Source organism: Pleurocapsa sp. PCC 7319, assembly GCF_000332195.1.
In the GTDB taxonomy this organism is placed as follows: Bacteria; Cyanobacteriota; Cyanobacteriia; order Cyanobacteriales; family Xenococcaceae; genus Waterburya.
In genome coordinates this window covers 5,935,525-5,954,992 of sequence record NZ_KB235922.1, presented here as the reverse complement: position 1 = coordinate 5,954,992, position 19,468 = coordinate 5,935,525, and the positions used below count along the sequence as shown (strand labels likewise).

Sequence of the window (19,468 nt, the reverse complement as noted above, 5' to 3'; positions counted from 1 at the left end):
CTAATCTACCCTAGCAAGGCATCATACTCGTGGTGTGTGCCGATCCAGAACCAATAATAATCATAGCCAGTTTCCGATTAAGACAAAGGACGACCAATAATAAGGATGATTATATTGGGGATTATTTAACAAAGATAACTGCGCCTGACGCAAAGCTTCGGCTTTGGTAAGTTTGGCTTGAATCAGATTGCGATAAAATTCCCTCATCAGCAAAGCTGTAGAGTCATCCTCTACCGTCCACAGACTCGCAACGGTACTTCTAGCACCAGAACGCACCGCTACCCCTGCCATACCTAAGGCTGCGCGGTTGTCCCCCTCGGCAGTTTCACAAGCACTAAGAACTAAGAGGTCTAAGGGCTTATCCCCTTGTTGTCGTAGTACACTATCTAAATCTTTAACGTTAATTCTATCCGCCCAGGTTAATAAAAATGTATCTTCCGCTTGGGTACTAAACTGTCCGTGTGTGGCTAAGTGTATAGTAGAAAAAGTTTCTCGTTCTGTTCGAGTTTGAAAATCGCTGCGGGTAAATTCTTCGTCGATCAGAACTTGGGCTGGAATAATGGTGTTTATCTGTTTTAGTTCTTGTTTGACAGAAGGTAAAGGCGGAAAACCCTGACGCGCTATGGTTAGTCCTCCTGTAAGCGTTTTGTATTCAGCTAAATCCTGGGCAGGTGCTAATAGTTGCAAACCAGGAGTCAAAGCAATGTCATACTGTTCGATTAAATAGTTTTCGCCATCGTGTAACACCGACATGGGAATATTACGCAGCAAATCGTCTAAAACAAACACCAAAGTTTTAATTTCCTGCTGTTCCAAACTTGCCTTCCCCGGACGAATTAACCAGTCGTATAGCTGTTGGGCGGGGGGCAAGATTTCATCGGGAAGAAAAACGGGATTGAGAGTTTGATTGATGTCGCGGAAAATTTGCTCTTTTTGACTGGTTGTAAGATTGCTACCGTAATACTGTAGGGGTTGGTTGGGTAAAGAAAGAATTACCTCCAAACGATCCTCTAGCAGGATAGGATAAATAACTGCTGCTTCGGGGTCAATTTCTTCTATTTCTCTCGGTTGATTGAGGACACAGGCTTGGCGGAAATAGTTTTCCAACTCAGCTAACTGCAAAGCTTCGATCGCCTCTCTAGATTTTTGGAGATATTCCTGTTTTTTTTCTTGAGGTAAACTATCTACATCCTGTAATAGTAACTGAACTAGCTGACGATATACTGGTTCGACTTCATCGCGATAATCAAAGCGGACATCGGGACTAACTGCAACTAAGTCTTGACGCAAAGATTGTAAATTATTTACTGCTTGTTGGTATGCTGCGATCGCAGATTCAATTTTTCCTAGAGCTTTGAGTATTCTCCCCTGTTGCCAATTGGTATTAGCAACTATATCGGTAGCGCGAATATTTTGAGCCAATAGTATTGCTTGTTGGGTAAATTCTGACGCTTTTATCCACTGTTGCTGTTGTTCGTAAAAATAACCCAATTCTCCCAGTACATAAGATTTAGCGCGGTCGTTATTTAATTTTTCTGCTTCTGCTTTAGCTGCGATTAAAATATTTTTGATTTCGTTTGAATAATTGATTTGATGCGAATGCCATTTATCCAGACCAATAAAGCTGTGTGCCAAATTTACGCGATTGTATATTTTATTTAAACTTAAAGATAAACTATCTATCTCGGATGCAATTGCAGGAAACAATTCTCTAGCAACATCGGTTTGTTCGGTTGTAATTAATAAATCTAGTAAATCTAAAGATGCTTTTATTTTCGTTTGTAAGTCGCTGGTTTTAACTCTTATCTGTTTATAGATTGTTTGTGCGGTTCGATAATCTTGTCTGACTTTTGCGGTATTAGCCAAACTAAGCTTAATTGATTCAGTTGGTGCATTAATTTGGCTAGCAATATTTAAACTTTGTTTTAATACTTTTTCAGATTCAGATAAATCTCCCATCGCTCTCAAAGTTACACCTAAACTTTGTAAAGCTTTAGCTTTTAATAAAGAATCTGGTAACTTATTTAAATCTTCGTTAGCTGTTTCTAAAGTGTTTTTAGCTCTGGGATAAAATCCTAATGAACGTAATGCTTGAGCTTGATTTATTTGAGAACGTAGTAAAGGTTCTGCTCCATTCAAATCTCGATAAATTACTTCTGCTTGTTGCCATGTTTGCAAAGCATCTTCTACCTCGCCAGTTTTATATTCTAAGCTACCTTTAGTATTAGAAACTTGAGCGTATAAAAAAGAATTATTGACATTTTCTAGTAAATCAAAAGCGCGTTCAATCGCTCCTGCCGACTTTTCCCATTCTGCTAAATCTTGATAGGCGATCGCTTGATAATTGTAACCAATAATCTTATTTTCTATATCGTCATCTTGATTAACTACCTGTTGCCATAACTGTAACGCTTCAGAATATTGACCGCGATCGTAATATTGTTTGCCTTGAATTAAATAACTATCGATATCTTTTGCCGTAGCGATGGAGGTGCTAATAATTGCGATCGCAACAATCAAAATAAGTATTAAATGACGAAGTTTGACAAGCATTATTAATTTTTTCTAGTAATAGCTTTAGCTGTCATTATTAAGTTTTTTATTCCCACGGACTTAACCAAGAAAAACTTACTTTCTGACATTTTTTAGTTTTTATTTGTTAGTCAGATTACAGACAAAAATAACTAACTCAAAAGTTAAAAAACAAATTAATAAATATATAATCTTTCTACATGTAGTCCATGATTAAAAACTACTTAACATAGTATTAATCATAGTTCAGCTATTACAATTAGCATAATTTAAAACAACATGAGTTTATCTGAAGTTAGCTTGATTCCAGAAACTTTAATCACCACCGCAGGAAAAACTTTTAAATTGGCAACTACTAATGATGAATCAATTTCTCAAATTTATGCTTTTGGAGATAGTTATTCCGATGACGGACTATCCTTGGAAATTTCGACCGCTGCGGTAGAGGCGGGAGTACCAGATTCTTTTATCCTGCCAGCCGATCCCGAATTGGGACTTTACGATGAATCAGGACGTTGGACTAACGGACTGACAGCCGTTGAAGTATTATCGGAAAACCTGGGGGTAGATTTAACCGATTATGCAGTCGGCGGTGCTAAAAGTGGCGATGGTAATTATTACAGTTGGTTAGATTCTTTTCAAAATACGGGGGCATTTGGTCAAGTAGACCGATTTACCGCCGAACTTGCAGGACAACCTGCGGATTCTGATGCGCTTTACTTTATCTTTGCTTCGGCAAACGATCTTTTTGAATATACCGATTTCGGTTTACCTGGAACAGTCGAAGAGTTGGCAGAACAAACTGTAGAGAATATTGTTGAGAGCGTATCCGATTTAGCCGAACTAGGTGCGGAAAAATTTCTGGTGGTTAACTCTTCTGACCTTGGTATTTTACCTGGTGTTATTGAGTTCGGTCAGGTTGAGGAAGCGACCTTGTTTACGGAGGAAGTTAACAATCTTCTGCCTCAAGAATTAGAAACTCTAGAATCAGAATTAGCCATCGATATCGAACTTTACGACCATGTTGCTATTAGCGATGAAATTCGTTCTAATCCCGAAAATTACGGTTTGACGAACGTAGACGCTCCCTGTCAACCTGTTTTTCCCGTCGAACCTCCCTGCGATAATCCCGACGAGTATTATTTTTGGGACGAGTATCATCCCACCCGTCGCGTACACGAAATTATCGGTGAAGATATGGCAGACTTCGTCGATTTGAATTTTGAAAGTAATGTTATCGATGGAGGCAATGGCAAAGACGAACTTAATGGTGGCAGAGGAAATGATACTTTAAGCGGAGAAAACGGTGCGGATACTCTCCGTGGTGGAATTGGAGACGATCTTCTTACAGGCGGTAACGGTAGAGATACATTTATTTTGGCAGCAGGAGAAGGTACTGATACTATTACTGATTTTAGTAACCCCGATTTATTGGGCTTGACTGATGGTTTGACTTACGATGATTTATCTTTCTCTGGGAACGAGATCGTCTTGGGCACTGAAACTCTAGCAGTCTTGACGGGAACTGATACCACTACTCTTACTGAAAGTGATTTCGTTGTTTTGTAACAAAATGTTATTCAACTCAAGGCGATCGCTTTTTACAAAAATAGCTACCGATCGCAATTCAGACTCTCTTGCCTAATATTTACATTATTCATCGAACTTGCTACTAGTTCTACTTTGCCTCTTTCGTTAACGATCCAGCCTTGAGCCTCAACAATAGAAGGTTGAGTATTTTTAGTTATGGGCGAATGCCATTCGCCCCTACTCGTACCTGTTTCAAACGCTTGTAAGATTATTTCTTCTGCTACTTCCTGACGGGGATTATAGGGCAACCCACCTCTTCCCGTAACGGTAAAGTTCGCACCAGTATCGGCGGGACATCCTACGACGATTTGGTTACTAGAATCGTTTAAAGTTTCGGGGAGTTTTACCAAGCTATTGGTAGGATCGAATTCGAGGATTTCAATTTCTATGTTGCCATCGATACCAAATTCGGAAGAGGCAGTAATGTCGCTAAACTGGGTAAGTTCGGGGCGAAATTCTAAGCCAAATAGTTGTTGGGTAGTAATGTTGATGTTTCCCCCGTCACCAGCAAAAGCATTAGCAGTGATATCGCTGTTTTCTGTAGGAGCGGTAATGATAAAATCAGCTGTAATGTTAATATTACCACCGTCGCCACCTCCTGTAGTTTCCGTACCCGCACGGGTAGAAATTTGACTGTTGTTATTTAAAATTAAATTGTCTGCTATCTGTAGGGTAATGTTACCCCCTTCTCCAGAATTACTTTGGGCGATAATCGAACCATTGTCTAAGAATATGGAAGCAGCAGCAATATTAATATCCCCTGCATTGCCTTCCCCTTCTCCACTGACGGAAACCGCAGCCCCATCGGTAATGTTTAATTCCCCTGTAGTAATAGTAATATCGCCTCCCGTACCCGAAGCCGTTAAATAGGAAGAAGCAAATAAGCCTGAAGCAATACCCGTCTCTGTCGGATCGATCAGGTTAATCTCTTCAGTAACGTTAACCGTTAGATTTCCTGCCGTACCCGCACCAAAGGTAGTGGTAATTGCCTGTGCCCCTCCCGTAGCGTTAAGTTGACGGGCATTGAGGTTAATATCTCCCGAAGCTGCATCGGTAAACGTACCCGTAGCGAGTAAAGAGTTTTCTAAATCAATTGTGTTGCTAGCATCAACAGTAATATTGCCTCCCGATCCCGCGCCTAAAGTAGTAGTAGAAATTAAGCCACCGTTACTAAGAGAAAAATTAGGCGTTTCAATAGATACATTGCCTGCTGTACCCTCACCCGCGCTAATGGTATAGATGCCTTGAGTAAAGTTCTCAAAGCCGATCGCACCTGTAAAACTAGGATTGACAATATTTTCTAGTAAAGCATTAAATCCCGCCCCTTCAACATCGACAAAATCAGTAGCGCGAATGGTTATATTTCCACCAGGGGAAGCAGTGACAGTAGAGGCGTTAATTCTACCGTTGTTTAGTTGTAGAGTACCCGTATCAAGATCGATATTACCTCCCGATCCTCCATTAATAGTTGCAGTAGTAATTTCTCCTCCCTGACTTAAGGTAATGCGATCGCTTTTGATCTCGATATCTCCTGCATTCCCCGTACCAAAAGAAGTGGCATTAATCCCATTGGAAATAAGACTATTGGTAGAAGTACCAATTATCTCAATCAGATCGGATTCAATACTTAATATCCCGCCATCTCCCGCGCCAAAACTATTTGTACCAATAGAGGAATTTGCACCAATACTTAATTCATTTACCTTCAAATTAAAGTTTCCTGCATCTCCTCTCCCGAAAGTAGTCGTACCGACTCTGCCTCCATCTCTCAAGGTAAGGTGTTCGCTTTCTAGCTTCAAATCTCCTGCATCTTGTCCTAAAGTTCCTGTACTGATGCTAGCTTTACCCTGTAAAAATATTTCTTCCGCGTTGATGGTTAAATTTCCTCCTTCACCGACAAAAGGAAAGGTGGTAACTGTAGCGCGATCTCTTACTAGCAAACGCGGTGTATTGATAGTTAAATCCCCCGATGTTCCCGACTCTTGAGTACTGGTAGCAATCAATGCACCTTCTAAGACAACCAAGTCTTCGGGGCTATTAGCTACAAAAACTCCAGGGCGATCGCCAATAACTTCTACAGACTCAGACGCATTAATAGTTAAATCCCCTCCATCTCCACTGGTATTATCTCCTGCCGTAGTAGAGATGCTGGAAAAATCCTCAAGAAATTCAGGAAGTTCTTCATTTTTAATCACTTTGACGCTACGGGCATTTAAAATCAAATCTCCCGCATCGGCAGTACCAAAATCTGCCCTGGTAGAAATATTGCCGTTGCGTACAATTACATCATCTGTAGCCTGTACGATAACATCTCCGCCTCTAGCGTTTTGTATTTCTCCTAATTCCGACTGGGTTTCATCTCTAGTTAGAGTAATAATTGAAGAACTTTCGACTAAAATCGATTTACCCGTTAAAGTAATATTTTTCGGTTCTCCATCTCCACCAATACGATTGAGTATCCTTACATCATCAAACAGCAAAGTTTCACTACTGGTAAGATTTATTTCTCCTGCTAACATCCCAACGGAACTAAGATTACCAATTCTACTTAGTTCGCCAGGGGCGGTAAAAGTAAGATTTCCCGCAGCATTAAAGGTGATATTTCCCCCTTCTCCTAAAGCATTTGCCAGTACGAAATTAGTTGAAGATATTGCACCATTGCTACTGATTACATTGATATCTCCCGCCTTATCCGTACCAGGTAGAGTGTTAATCGGTACAAAATCGCTAACTTGCAAAGCTACGCCAGGATTATTGATAAACCCGCTAACTAGAAACCCTGTAGTAATATCTCCCGATGCAGAAAGAGTAATATCGCCTCCGTTTTCATTGGGATTTCCCGTAATTATTGTGCTGTCGGCAGCCATATTTATTTGACTGTTATTGCTAATTCCCGCTTGAACTGTGACATCTCCCCCATTGGTAATAATCGCCGAAGTAGGGTTCATCGTAAAGCTAGCTATTTCAGTATTTCCGTTACTCCCTAAAGCTGCATCGCTAAACTGAGTAGTAAAATCCCCGCCAGTTAGAAAGATAGTGTAGTTGTCTGAGATTGAGAGCGATCGCCCTGCTTGAAAGGTAAGATTATTATCAGTCAGGCTGGTAATATTATCATCGACAGTAATATCGTTATCTGCTTGCAACACTACATTACTATTAGCCAAAGCCTGAGAAATCGATTCTCCGCTAATAGTTTCTGCCGATCCGATTGAGATATTATTAGAATCCAGTAAAAAAGTTCCGACATTTCCATCGGGCGATCGAGTATCTACATCCCCCGTAAAGTCTATTTCTGCACCAGAAATTTCAGTAAATCCATTAGGAACGATTAAAGAACCCGCCTGTGTTACTTTACCTCCTACTAGAGATAAATTTTGTCCGTTGCCGACAGCTAAAACTCCTTGATTGCTTATTTCACTATTAGGATTTATATTGCCATACTGTAAACCAGGATTAATGTTTACAGTTAATAAAGGTGGCGCATCGGGATTAATCGCACTAAATTCGCGATCGTCAAAAATCAAACTCTCAGCAGTAGTAGCCGTAAACGAACCCGCTACATCTAAACTGGCATTTTCGCCAAAAACAATTCCGTTAGGATTGAGTAGGAATAAATTTGCTGCGCCATCTACCCCCAACGTACCAAAGATTTCTGAAACATTATTTCCCGTAACGCGAGTCAGAATGTTAGTAATATTGTCTGGATTGGCAAAATAAACCTGTTGCCCTTCAGGTATACTAAACTCACTAAAGCTATGAAACAGATTTTCGCCCCGAATTGCACCTGCTTCAATCAGATTACGTAGCTGTAGTGGGGTAACTACCGAACTTTCTTCTCCTAATGTATCGTCAGGAATAGTCTGGGCTTTAACAACAGAAGAAAACAGAGTTGTACCAATTAAAACATTAGTAAAACTGCAAATTAGAGCGAAGTTTGAGCGATCGCACTTCATTATGGCTAATAAACTGTAAATAGTAAGTTTGTTGTATTATGCTAAGTATCTATATATCATTTAAATTGATATTATTTATCTTTAACATAATTGTTTGCTTTAAAAAAGTCTTAAAAGTAAGAAAAGCAAGCACGAATAACAGACAAATTCAACAAATTAAGTCTTGTTCCACGACTTGGAAGGTTAGCATATTCATCCACCGCTAAAACAACGTACTTTCGTCAAAATAGTATTGATGTTCTATTCTCAAAATCCTCTTTGTGCAAAGATTTCGGAGAAACCTTCCAAGTCGTGTCTTGTTCAAGGATTGATAAGCTTAGTTATTGGCTTATGTTCGATTTCATTTTTACTAACAACAGTTAAAGCAGAATCAAATAAGGAACAAACAAATTCTGATTCTGAAGCAAAAATTGTTTTTGTAGATAATTTTGAACCTCCAGGTGATGATAAACCCCAAGATACTGGTGCTGGTGGTTCTCGCGATGGGCTGAGATGCAACGCAGACGAACAACCGATACGAGCTTTGATGCCAAAAGGTAATTTTGGACTAACTCTTAGAAAACAACCCTCTATTTATCTCCACTTACCACAAACATCCGCTACCCAAGCTGTTTTAGCGATGCAAGATGAAGCAGGTACCGAATACGCTAGAGCTTTTTTGCCTATCGAAACTAATTTAGGTATCGCTAGTTTTTCCTTACCTAAAAACAAAATGACTCTCCAAGCAGGTAAAAACTATCAGTGGAAAATCTCGGTTGTCTGTGGCGAACATCTGAAACCAGGCGATCCTACTTTTACAGGTTGGTTACAAAGAGTAGAAGCAACAGCTATTCAAAAACAGTTAAACAATAAAACCACCAAAGAACAAATTCAATATTTCGGTGAATATGGTTACTGGTACGATCTTTTAGATGCGATAAGCCTGAGGCAACGCTCCGCGAACGTTTTAGAGGATGATTGGCAACAAGTTTTGGAATTGGAGTTAAACAATTAATTATATTTGCAAAATTTTAAAAAATATTTATCAATAAAAATAGAATTAGTAGTCAATAACGACTAACTATTCTTCCAATCAACACTTTATTTTTCTGACTTTCTCCTTGCTTAAGATATTCCAGAGCAATTTTCTTCACAGTAGGTTGCCGAGCGCAAATTAAACTAAGTTGCTTGACGGTTTCAATTAACCGCATTCTAGCTAACAGTCTTGGGGTGATTACTGCGATCGCTACTGTCGCTAAAATAAGAGCGATCGCTATCGGCACGACAGGCAACCACCAACCTTGTAAAAAAGCTATATATGTACTGACAACCGTGATGGTAACGCTAAAAATCGCCACAATTGCTCTGAGCCAGAATCTTCTTACCCACCAGCCTATATATGCTCCAGCTACTGCACCGATAAAAATATACAACCATTCTTTAGTTTCCGATATTGTATATAGCATCGTCTCACCATCAATTGCTGCATCTAATAATTGAGCCACAATATTAGCGTGGATCGTTACCCATGCCATTTGATGATTAGATCCAGATAAAAAACGACTATAGGGAGTTGGAGACAGATCGCTAATTGTCGCTGCTGTCGAACCAATTAAGACAACGCGATCGCGAATTATCTTAGCAGGAACATTATTTGCTAATAAATCGGATAAGGAATAGTGAGTAAAACGATCTAAAGTACCGCGATAATTAATTAAAGTCTGATAACCTCCCGCGTCGGCGCGAACATAACCGCCATCATTCGGTTGCAAGGGAATCAAAATGGTTTTGCCCAACTTAATCTGAGAACTATTGTTAGCTAAAGGTTTCGGCGTAATATCTTCTACTTGTAAATATTCCAAAGCCAATCTTAAAGCAAAACTATAGTCAACGCCATTATCGCTGCGTACAGACAGTAAAGCACGGCGAATTGCACCGTCGCGATCAAATATTAAATCTGCAAAGCCGATCTGGTTCAGTTTATCTAACGAAGGTGGTGGAGAAATTTTTACACCGACTACTTTTTCAATTCCAATGAGGTTGGATGTAGCTGCAAACAACTTTTGTAGTTTTTCATTCCCTGGCGGTATGGGTAAATCTCGATATAAATCTAGTCCAATTACTCTGGGCTGATGGCGAATTAAATTATTAAGAGATCGCGCTACGAGCCGATCTGATAGGGGAAATTGTCCGATATTCTGAATGTCAGATTCATCAATTGTAATAATTGTTACACGAGATGGAGCATCTATTATGAGACGCTGTTGAGTATAAAGATCGAATGCTGTTAATTCTAATCCCTGTAAAATTCCCGTAAAACGTAGCGCAATAACAGACACAGTAAGGGCGATCGCCACTATCCCAATCCAGCTTTTGGACAAACGTTGTTGCTTAATTTTTTGGCTAGCATTTCGTCGCGCTACGGTTAACAAACGATTGGCTTCTCGTACTGCGTATAATGCAAACTGCGCTTTTTCTTTTTCTATTTCAGCACGGGCTAAGTCTAGTTCGGTTTCTTGTTGTGTGAGTTTTTGACTTGCAGCTAAAAAGCGATAATCTAGGTCACTTAGCTGTTTATTTTCCGCCCATGCTAGAGCTTCTTTTAATTCTAAACCCCTTAATAAATGCGCCTCATTTTCATCTTTTAGCCAAGCATCAAAGTTAACTCCATAAAGACGTAAACTAGCTAACTGTTGTTCTACCCAACGAAGGTTAAAAACTTCTCGATAGATGCGGTTTTTGATCTTCAGGTGATTTTGAGCGACCACAACTAAACCAGATAATAACAGTTCAGTTTGTTCTTTACTATTGTCTCTGGCTACCGACCTAAATTGCCAAATTTGTTGATAAATACCTAGTAATCTGCCTGCGTTTTTAGGATTATATAATAGGCGATCGCGTATAGTTTTTAAATGCTCTGGTTCGTCCTGAAACTGCCAATTCTTAATGATATATTCTCGTACAATATTATTGATAAAATCTTCTGCTTTTAAAGGTTGTTCGCGAACTTTACTTACAGATAACTTACAAAGCTTTTGAGTTAAAAAAGGTTGTCCTTCTGTCCAAGCTAGAATTTCTTGCATTATGCGATGGGCATTGACAAATTTAGAACTCAATCCTGCAATTAATGGTTGAACTTCTCCCAGTTTAAAACCATCCAGAGCGATCGCTCGACCAATGTTAAAAGGAGTAAGTTCTTTATTTAGAATTAAATTGAATGGTGCAGCTACTCCAAACAAAGCAAAAGCAATCCGCTTATAATTTGAATTAATTGCTCTTTGGTTATAGCAATAACGAATTAAAGCAAAAAAATCATCAACAGAGAAATTAAGGCTTTGGATGCGATCAATTTCATCAATGAAAATAAATAATTTTTGGTTCGGGAAGAAATTTAAGAGTAATTTGATAAATTCGCCTAACTTCTGTACATGGGATAATTCTTGCTCTTGCCACCATTCTTTTAAATTTATTGTTTTAGTTAAATCTAATTCCGTCCATAATTGAGCAACCAAACCTTTATACCATTGTAATGGAGTAACAAATTCACTACCTAAATAGGTTAAATCGATACCAACACAAACATTTCCTTGAGCTTGCAATTTATAAAAAGTACGCACCAATAAAGAAGATTTACCCATTTGTCGAGAATTTAGCACATAGCAAAATTCCCCTTGTTGTAGAGCATTGGCAAGTTCTAGATCGGCAGACCTTACTATATAACTCGGTGCATTTTCCGGTAAACTACCTCCCACTTGATAGGTATGATCGCACATAGTTTAATCAATAAATAATTAATTGGAACTAAAAAATGAACCTATTCCAGTTTCCGTGATCGCAATTATTATTGTGTCTCAAATCGATGAAGATTTATAGTTTGTAATATAAAAAAATAAACTTGTTTTAATCAAAAATCAAATATTTTTAATCTTTGGTTTGCTAGTTAAACTGTTTTTTTGCGAATATAGATTTTCGACAGACTAGTATACTTATTAATATTTATCTTTTAAATATTATACTATCTTACTTTTCTTACATTACCTTTTTGTTTAAATTACAGACAAAACTAATTATTTATTAGGTAAAAATGTGAGCAAATAAGTATAAGATTCTTTTACAAGAATTAGCGATATATCTTTATCAATAATGCTTGTCAAATTGTAATTGATAAAACTCATAGCAGCGATCGCCATCGGCAGCAAATTTAATTAGTTTCCAACGCTTGAAAAAGAGGGTCAACTTTGTAATGGCTGTTTTATTTGAATGGCAAGCGATCGAGTGCGTATCTATTTCGTAACCAATCAAGAGTAATGAGTGAAAATTTACCCGTAGTTAGCTTTACTGCCGCTCGCACCCAAATTACCGAAGGAGGTCAGCCACAGCATTTAACTTTCCATCTCAGCGAATCCGCACCAGCAGGAAGCTTAACCGTCAAATTAAATATCGGCACTCTCGATGGTGAAGGGGTCGATCCCGAATTTCTTCCCGAACTGATTAGCAATATTGTTGATTTCGGACAGGTTGAATCAGACGGCACAAATATCGCCAGTTTGACCATTACTCAAGGTGCTACATAAGCAATGTTTGGTATTTCCGCGATCGCAGACGATCTTGACGAAGGTGATGAAACCTATTCTCTGAGTCTATTGCTAGACGAAACTTACATTGCCGATCCTAATTCCACCACTATTGAGGACAATATGACTTCCCCTACAGTTAGCATTACTCCAGAAAATGTCAGTGTTACCGAGGGAGAAACCTTTAGCTGGAATATTAGTCTTTCTCAATCCGCACCAGAAGGAGGTTTAGCTTTATCTCTCCCAATTACCTTTAATAATGACCCCGCCCCAGGAGACGTAGAGTATAACATCGATGGCAGTAGCAATATAGCCGATTTTGAGTTTGTTGTTGAAGAGGGTGTATCCGAAAGCTTTAATATCACGATCGCCGAAGGAGAAACAGAAGCAGTCTTAGTCTCTCAAGCTATCAGTGATGATGTAGCTGAAGGAGAAGAAGTATTTACTACAGTGATCGCCGAAGGAGATGGTTATCTAGTCGATTCCGAGAACAGTGAAGTAACTACCACTATTGAAGATACTTCCTTCGGTGATAATGCTGTCTCCATCGAAAACTTCAGTTTTGAAATTCCTGCTTTACCCTCTCCTGAAGAGTCGCCAGGTAATTTCTTTCTTTCGGTTACAGAATCGCCTACCCAAGATTCTGTTCCAGGGTGGAAAGCATATAATCCTAATGGTTTGCTTACAGGTATTCCGCTTACTCCTGGTGCAGTTAATTTTACAGATGCAGGAATATCAAATGTCAGTAACTTTTACTCAGAGGACGCTCCTGATGGCAAAAACGCTGGCTATAGCTTTATCCTCGATGAAGTTGGTAGTGGTGTTGTCGGTTTAAGTCAAACTCTTGACGAACAGTTGACTGCCAATACTCGCTACACCTTACAGGTTGATGTTGGCAATCCCGCACCAAATCCCTTTGTTCGAGCGGATTTGTCGGGTTTCCCAGGCTACCGAGTAGAATTAGTTGCAGGTGGAGAAGTTCTCGCTCAAGATAATAACAGCCTCAGTATTGCAGAAGGAGTATTTGAAACCTCTACTGTGACCTTCACTGCCCCTGAAATGCACTCTTCCTTGGGAGAAGAATTAGAAATCCGCTTGGTTAACATTGCAGAAACTTCTGGTTTGGAAGTTGATAATAATGTCAAATTAGTTGACTTTGATAATGTTAGATTATTTGCTGAAACCATCGAACCCACTCTACCAACTATTAGTGTAGTAGCAGAACCAACTGAAGTAGAAGAAGGTTCGCAACTGCTATGGAACTTTGAGCTTACTGAACCTGTAGGTGAAGGCGGTTTGACTGTCGCACTGGATTTAGTCGAGGACACCGATCCTTTGCCTGGGGATATTACTTACTTTGTCGATGATAGTGAAAACGTTACCGACTTTGAACTAATAATTAATGAAGAATCTGGTTTAATTGAACAGGCATTAGTTACTCTGGCTGAAGGCGCAACCGAGGCTACTTTAGTTAATGACATTATTGCCGACAATGCAACAGAAGGTGAAGAGAGCGTTAGCTTTGCTTTATCCGAGTCTGATGAATATGGTATTGATTCGGAAGTCAATGCAGCCAGCTTTACCATCCTCGATACTTCCACCGATTTAAATACATCCACTTCGACCTCAATTTCTTTTGAACTAAACGATCTTCTGGTTCCTGCACGTGAAGCAGTGGTTGATGTAACATTCGATCTCAACTATGTTTCAGGCATTGAAGATAGTGAGTTTTTGTCTGTTGGCGAAATAGCTGATTCTATTGAGAATTATCTTGCTGATAATTCTGCTGATGGCGACTTCTTGGAAGTCATAACTGAAGATCTAGCTGAATTTTTAGTAACTGATGCTGGTTTGGGTATTGGTGATGTAGCTGACTCGATTACTGTGGAGTTAGATATTGAACCTAATTTTGATATTCCTTTACCTTTTTCAGTTACTTCTACTGTTGAAATAGCTGAAATTTAATCTACAGTATAGCGATCGCTTTTCTAATATCGGAGGTGCGATCGCTATTATGCTCGTGTCGTGCCGATAAATGATGGACGAGGTATAGACTGGTTGACGGTGGTGGTAGTGCCAGAAAAAGACTTTATGGCGCAGATACATGAAAATACCCGCAATACAGTATTGTTGTGTTCGGCTGCTTTAATAGGAGCGATCGTTATTGGTATTGCTACAGCTCGTTGGGTAACTCGTCCGATTTTGAGAATTTCTGATGCTTCGGATAAATTAGCCTTTATTTAGATGGCGTAATCTTCGATATCAGCGATCGCAAGCGTGCAGAAGAGGCTTTAAGAATTGCCGAAGAAAACTACCGCAGTATTTTTGAAAATGCTCTCGAAGGTATCTTTCAATCTTCACCCCAAGGCTACTACGTAAGCGTCAATCCCTCACTGGCAAAGATATACGGTTACGATTCGCCCCAAGAATTGTTAGAGAGTGTTACCGATATTAGCGAACAGGTTTATGTCGATCCCGAAAAAAGAGCCGAGTTTAGGAGATTAATGACCAAAGAAGGTAAAGCTAAAGACTTTGAATATCGCTGCTATTGCAAAGATGGCAGCATTATCTGGACGCAAATCGATGCTCGCGTGGTTCAAGACGATCGCGGTCAGGTTCTCTATTACGAAGGTATCGTTCAAGATATCAGCGATCGCAAACGTCGCGAAGCGGAATTAAGAAAGCAATTAAAGGAATTAAAGATCGAAATCGACCACAACAAACGAGAAAAGGAAGTAGCTATGCTGACTAAAAGCAATTACTTCCAGCAGGTACAAAAGGAGATTGAAGAAGTAGATTTGGATGAATTCTGGAACTAAAAAATGAACCTATTCCAGTTTCCGTGATCGCAATTATTATTGTGTCTTAAATCGATTAAGGTTTATGATTTACAATATAAAAAATTAAACTTGTTTTGATCAAAAATCAAATATTTTTAATCTTTGGTTTACTAGTTAAACTGTTTTTTTGCGAATATAGATTTTTGATAGACTAGTATACTTATTAATATTTATCTTTTAAAGATTATACTATCTTACTTTTCTTACATTACCTTTTTGTTTAAATTACAGACAAAACTAATTATTTATTAGGTAAAAATGTGAGCAAATAAGTATAAGATTCTTTTACAAGAATTAGCGATATATCTTTATCAATAATACTTGTCAAATTGTAATTGATAAAACTCATAGCAGCGATCGCCATCGGCAGCAATTTTAATTAGTTTTCAACGCTTGCAAAAGAGGGTCAACTTTGTAATGGCTGTCTTATTTGAATGGCAAGCGATCGAGTGCGTATCTATTTCGTAACCAATCAAGAGTAATGAGTGAAAATTTACCCATAGTTAGCTTTACTGCCGATCGCACCCAAATTACCGAAGGAGGTCAGCCACAGCATTTAACTTTCCATCTCAGCGAATCCGCACCAGCAGGAAGCTTAACCGTCAAATTAAATATCGGCACTCTCGATGGTGAAGGGGTCGATCCCGAATTTCTTCCCGAACTGATTAGCAATATTGTTGATTTCGGACAGGTTGAATCAGACGGCACAAATATCGCCAGTTTGACCATTACTCAAGGTGCTACATAAGCAATGTTTGGTATTTCCGCGATCGCAGACGATCTTGACGAAGGTGATGAAACCTATTCTCTGAGTCTATTGCCAGACGAAACTTACATTGCCGATCCTAATTCCACCACTATTACTACCACTATTGAGGACAATATGACTTCCCCTACAGTTAGCATTACTCCAGAAATTTTAATTGCTACCGAAGGCGAAACCTTTGCTTGGAACTTTAGCTTAGACCAACCCGCACCAGCAGGAGGTTTATCCCTATTTCTGCCGATTACAGTTAATAACGACCCCGCACCTGGGGATGTGGAATACAACATCGACGGTAGCGAGAATATTTCAGATTTTGAATTCGTAACTAATAATGACTTATCTGTTGGCTTTAATCTGACTATCACCGAAGGCGCGACAGAAGCAACCTTAGTATCCGAAGCGGTAAGCGATGACATAACAGAAACTGATGAAAGCTTTACTACTGTTATTGCTGATGGCGAAGATTATCAAGCAGATTCTGAACAAGATGAGGTGACTACAATTATCACTGAGTTACCTGTGGTTAGTTTAGTGACGGAAGAAGCAACCGCAGCAGAAGGCAATACTTTTACTTGGGACTTTAGTTTGAATCAACCCGCACCAGAAGGCGGACTGACTTTATTCCTTCCCGTAACCGACAATAATGACCCCGCACCTGGGGACGTAGAATATAACATCGACGGTAGCAGCAACATTAGCGACTTTGAATTTGTAGTTGAAGATGATGTTTCTATTGGGTTTAATCTGACTATTGCAGAGGGGGTGACAGAAGCTAGTTTGGTTTCTGAGGTTGTAGCAGATGATGTTGAAGAAGGAGAAGAAGTTTTTACCACCGTAATAGCTGATGGAGAAAACTACCGCGCTAACCCTGCGCAGAATAATGTAATTACTACTCTTACTGATGCCGATACCTCTACTGACTTACCTACAGTAAGCATTACTCCAGAAAATGTCAGTGTTACCGAGGGAGAAACCTTTAGCTGGAATATTAGTCTTTCTCAACCCGCACCAGAAGGAGGTTTAGCTTTATCTCTCCCAATTACCTTTAATAATGACCCCGCTCCAGGAGACGTAGAGTATAACATCGATGGCAGTAGCAATATAGCCGATTTTGAGTTTGTTGTTGAAGAGGGTGTATCCGAAAGCTTTAATATCACGATCGCCGAAGGAGAAACCGAAGCAGTCTTAGTCTCTCAAGCTATCAGTGATGATGTAGCTGAAGGAGAAGAAGTATTTACTACAGCGATCGCTGAAGGAAATGGCTATTCGATCAATCCCGACCAAAATGAAATTACCACCACTATTTCCGATGCGGATACTTCCACTGACTTACCAACAATAAGTGTAGTAGCAGAACCAACTGAAGTAGAAGAAGGTTCGCAACTGCTATGGAACTTTGAGCTTACTGAACCTGTAGGTGAAGGCGGTTTGACTGTCGCACTGGATTTAGTCGAGGACACCGATCCTTTGCCTGGGGATATTACTTACTTTGTCGATGGTAGTGAAAACGTTACCGACTTTGAACTAATAATTAATGAAGAATCTGGTTTAATCGAACAGGCATTAGTTACCCTCGCAGAAGGCGCAACCGAGGCTACTTTAGTTAATGACATTATTGCCGACAATACAACAGAAGGTGAAGAGAGCGTTAGCTTTGCTTTATCCGAGTCTGATGAATATGGTATTGATTCGGAAGTCAATGCAGCCAGCTTTACCATCCTCGATACTTCTACCGATTTAAATACATCCACTTCGACCTCAATTTCTTTTGAGCTAAACGATCTTCTGGTTCCTGCACGTGAAGCAGTGGTTGATGTAACATTCGATCTCAACTATGTTTCAGGCATTGAAGATAGTGAGTTTTTGTCTGTTGAAGAAATAGCTGATTCTATTGAGAATTATCTTGCTGATAATCCTGCTGATGGCGACTTCTTGGAAGTCATAACTGAAGATCTAGCTGAATTTTTAGTAACTGATGCTGGTTTGGGTATTGGTGATGTAGCTGACTCGATTACTGTGGAGTTAGATATTGAACCTAATTTTGATATTCCTTTACCTTTTTCAGTTACTTCTACTGTTGAAATAGCTGAAATTTAATCTACAGTATAGCGATCGCTTTTCTAATATCGGAGGTGCGATCGCTTTAGTAGTAAAGATAAGATAGTATTAATATTAGGGTACACTATGTACATAGAGTACAGAGTTTAAATTATGCGTTCCCTATCTTCTGGAAAAGCGAGAAATCATTTTGCCGATACACTGAATCATGTAGCTTATGGTTCAGAGCATATTGCGATCAAGCGTTCTGGGAAAGAGCCTGTTTATATGATTCCAGCTAAAGACTACGAATTATTTCAAAAACTTTTACAGCAAGCAGAAGATCGAGCCGATATTCAAGAAGCAGAACTGCGAATGACTGATTCAAAACAAGAGAGATTGAGTTTTGACGAATTTTTCTCGGAATTAGAGGTCTAATGTGAGTCGCTATCGGATCGAGTTTGATCGCCGTGTTAAAAAAGATTTGCGCTCGATTTCTGCTAAAGAAATACAACGAATCAAAATGGCAATAGCAAAACTTGCCGAAAATCCTCGACCTTTTGGTTGTAAAAAATTAAAAGGGGAAAATAACGAGTATTTTAGAATTAGAGTTGGCAATTACAGAGTTATCTATACGGTTGAGGATAACGTTCTGCTAATTGTAATAATTCGTGTGGGGCATCGTCAGGAAATTTACGATAATCTCTAATTTCAAAGTTTAACTCTTAATAGAAACTTGTTAAGATGGACGATCGCCATACTGTAACTAGCTAAAAATATGGGTATTGCATTTGAAATAGCCATCAATGACGAGACAAAAATTGTTGCTGGAATGGAGGAAATTTCAGTACTTTCCTTTATCCTTTGTTACCACAATGCTTTGAGAGATAAGAATGAAAACTTAGATAGTATTGAGCTACAGGTAGGCGGTTTGCTTCATCACGCCAGACACGATGACGAGCATTTAGATTGGATTAAACGTCATTTGAAAATAGGGGATGAAATCAAAATTCGCGTGGTGGAAAGTTCGGATCTAACGCAACCTATTGCTAGACGAAGGCAAGACCCGAAGTTAGTAGAAAAAGCTCAACGAAAATATTATGAAAACTTGAAACAAGAATATGGAGAATAGTTATTACTGGGTTGATATTCTTGTGATAAACGCAGGGGGACAATATGGCGATCGCCTTAATTCAA

At 39.2% G+C, this 19,468-nt stretch carries 12 protein-coding genes and 1 pseudogene; 10 read left to right on the top strand and 3 right to left on the bottom strand.

Annotation, left to right across the window (positions count from 1 at the left end; translation table 11 throughout):
• Positions 1-60 precede the first annotated feature (60 nt).
• Positions 61-2,553 carry a CHAT domain-containing protein gene (locus PLEUR7319_RS0131050; RefSeq protein ID WP_019509142.1) on the bottom strand — a complete coding sequence of 831 codons (2,493 nt, stop codon included), beginning with the start codon at positions 2,551-2,553 and terminating at the stop codon, positions 61-63.
• A 258-nt stretch (positions 2,554-2,811) separates the two neighbouring features.
• Between PLEUR7319_RS0131050 and PLEUR7319_RS38695 the strand changes: the two genes are divergently transcribed.
• Positions 2,812-4,101, top strand: a complete 1,290-nt coding sequence (locus PLEUR7319_RS38695; RefSeq protein WP_019509141.1) for an SGNH/GDSL hydrolase family protein — start codon at positions 2,812-2,814, stop codon at positions 4,099-4,101.
• 44 nt (positions 4,102-4,145) lie between these two features.
• On the opposite strand, the gene PLEUR7319_RS0131040 is transcribed toward PLEUR7319_RS38695, so the two are convergent.
• Positions 4,146-8,075 (bottom strand): filamentous hemagglutinin N-terminal domain-containing protein, encoded by a 3,930-nt coding sequence (locus PLEUR7319_RS0131040; RefSeq protein ID WP_019509140.1) that lies wholly within the window; start codon positions 8,073-8,075, stop codon positions 4,146-4,148.
• Between the two features lie 307 nt (positions 8,076-8,382).
• On the opposite strand from PLEUR7319_RS0131040, the gene PLEUR7319_RS0131035 reads away from it, so the two are divergent.
• Positions 8,383-9,069: a DUF928 domain-containing protein gene (locus PLEUR7319_RS0131035; RefSeq protein ID WP_158441898.1), complete on the top strand. Its 687-nt coding sequence runs from the start codon at positions 8,383-8,385 to the stop codon at positions 9,067-9,069.
• A 52-nt stretch (positions 9,070-9,121) separates the two neighbouring features.
• On the opposite strand, the gene PLEUR7319_RS0131030 is transcribed toward PLEUR7319_RS0131035, so the two are convergent.
• The gene (locus PLEUR7319_RS0131030; protein WP_019509138.1) at positions 9,122-11,827 is read right to left on the bottom strand and encodes a CHASE2 domain-containing protein; all 2,706 of its coding nucleotides are present in this window, start codon (positions 11,825-11,827) and stop codon (positions 9,122-9,124) included.
• Positions 11,828-12,361: 534 nt separating this feature from the next.
• Here PLEUR7319_RS0131030 and PLEUR7319_RS0131025 point away from each other — a divergent pair.
• From PLEUR7319_RS0131025 to PLEUR7319_RS0130985, 8 genes and pseudogenes are all read left to right on the top strand, one after another.
• Positions 12,362-12,628, top strand: a complete 267-nt coding sequence (locus PLEUR7319_RS0131025; RefSeq protein ID WP_019509137.1) for a hypothetical protein — start codon at positions 12,362-12,364, stop codon at positions 12,626-12,628.
• Between the two features lie 3 nt (positions 12,629-12,631).
• A complete protein-coding gene (locus PLEUR7319_RS41740; RefSeq protein ID WP_019509136.1) occupies positions 12,632-14,593 on the top strand; it encodes a hypothetical protein in 1,962 nt (653 codons plus the stop codon).
• 42 nt (positions 14,594-14,635) lie between these two features.
• A pseudogene (locus PLEUR7319_RS43740) lies at positions 14,636-15,447 on the top strand (PAS domain S-box protein); the annotation flags it as partial.
• Positions 15,448-15,949: 502 nt separating this feature from the next.
• Positions 15,950-16,216, top strand: coding sequence for a hypothetical protein (locus PLEUR7319_RS0131005; RefSeq protein WP_019509133.1), 267 nt, complete (start codon positions 15,950-15,952; stop codon positions 16,214-16,216).
• Between the two features lie 3 nt (positions 16,217-16,219).
• Positions 16,220-18,331 (top strand): hypothetical protein, encoded by a 2,112-nt coding sequence (locus PLEUR7319_RS42990; protein WP_019509132.1) that lies wholly within the window; start codon positions 16,220-16,222, stop codon positions 18,329-18,331.
• Between the two features lie 114 nt (positions 18,332-18,445).
• Positions 18,446-18,709, top strand: a complete 264-nt coding sequence (locus tag PLEUR7319_RS0130995) for a type II toxin-antitoxin system Phd/YefM family antitoxin (RefSeq protein WP_019509131.1) — start codon at positions 18,446-18,448, stop codon at positions 18,707-18,709.
• A gap of 1 nt (position 18,710) precedes the next feature.
• Positions 18,711-18,980: a type II toxin-antitoxin system RelE/ParE family toxin gene (locus PLEUR7319_RS0130990; protein WP_019509130.1), complete on the top strand. Its 270-nt coding sequence runs from the start codon at positions 18,711-18,713 to the stop codon at positions 18,978-18,980.
• A gap of 69 nt (positions 18,981-19,049) precedes the next feature.
• Positions 19,050-19,403, top strand: coding sequence for a hypothetical protein (locus tag PLEUR7319_RS0130985; protein WP_019509129.1), 354 nt, complete (start codon positions 19,050-19,052; stop codon positions 19,401-19,403).
• Positions 19,404-19,468 lie beyond the last annotated feature (65 nt).

Bases quoted from the DNA above. Each gene is read 5' to 3' on its own strand.
- PLEUR7319_RS42990 (WP_019509132.1), top strand. From the start codon at position 16,220: ATGTTTGGTATTTCCGCGATCGCAGACGATCTTGACGAAGGTGATGAA.
- PLEUR7319_RS41740 (WP_019509136.1), top strand. From the start codon at position 12,632: ATGTTTGGTATTTCCGCGATCGCAGACGATCTTGACGAAGGTGATGAA.
- PLEUR7319_RS0131050 (WP_019509142.1), bottom strand. From the start codon at position 2,553: ATGCTTGTCAAACTTCGTCATTTAATACTTATTTTGATTGTTGCGATC.
- PLEUR7319_RS0131025 (WP_019509137.1), top strand. From the start codon at position 12,362: ATGAGTGAAAATTTACCCGTAGTTAGCTTTACTGCCGCTCGCACCCAA.
- PLEUR7319_RS0131040 (WP_019509140.1), bottom strand. From the start codon at position 8,075: ATGAAGTGCGATCGCTCAAACTTCGCTCTAATTTGCAGTTTTACTAAT.
- PLEUR7319_RS0130995 (WP_019509131.1), top strand. From the start codon at position 18,446: ATGCGTTCCCTATCTTCTGGAAAAGCGAGAAATCATTTTGCCGATACA.
- PLEUR7319_RS0130985 (WP_019509129.1), top strand. From the start codon at position 19,050: ATGGGTATTGCATTTGAAATAGCCATCAATGACGAGACAAAAATTGTT.
- PLEUR7319_RS38695 (WP_019509141.1), top strand. From the start codon at position 2,812: ATGAGTTTATCTGAAGTTAGCTTGATTCCAGAAACTTTAATCACCACC.
- PLEUR7319_RS0131005 (WP_019509133.1), top strand. From the start codon at position 15,950: ATGAGTGAAAATTTACCCATAGTTAGCTTTACTGCCGATCGCACCCAA.
- PLEUR7319_RS0131030 (WP_019509138.1), bottom strand. From the start codon at position 11,827: ATGTGCGATCATACCTATCAAGTGGGAGGTAGTTTACCGGAAAATGCA.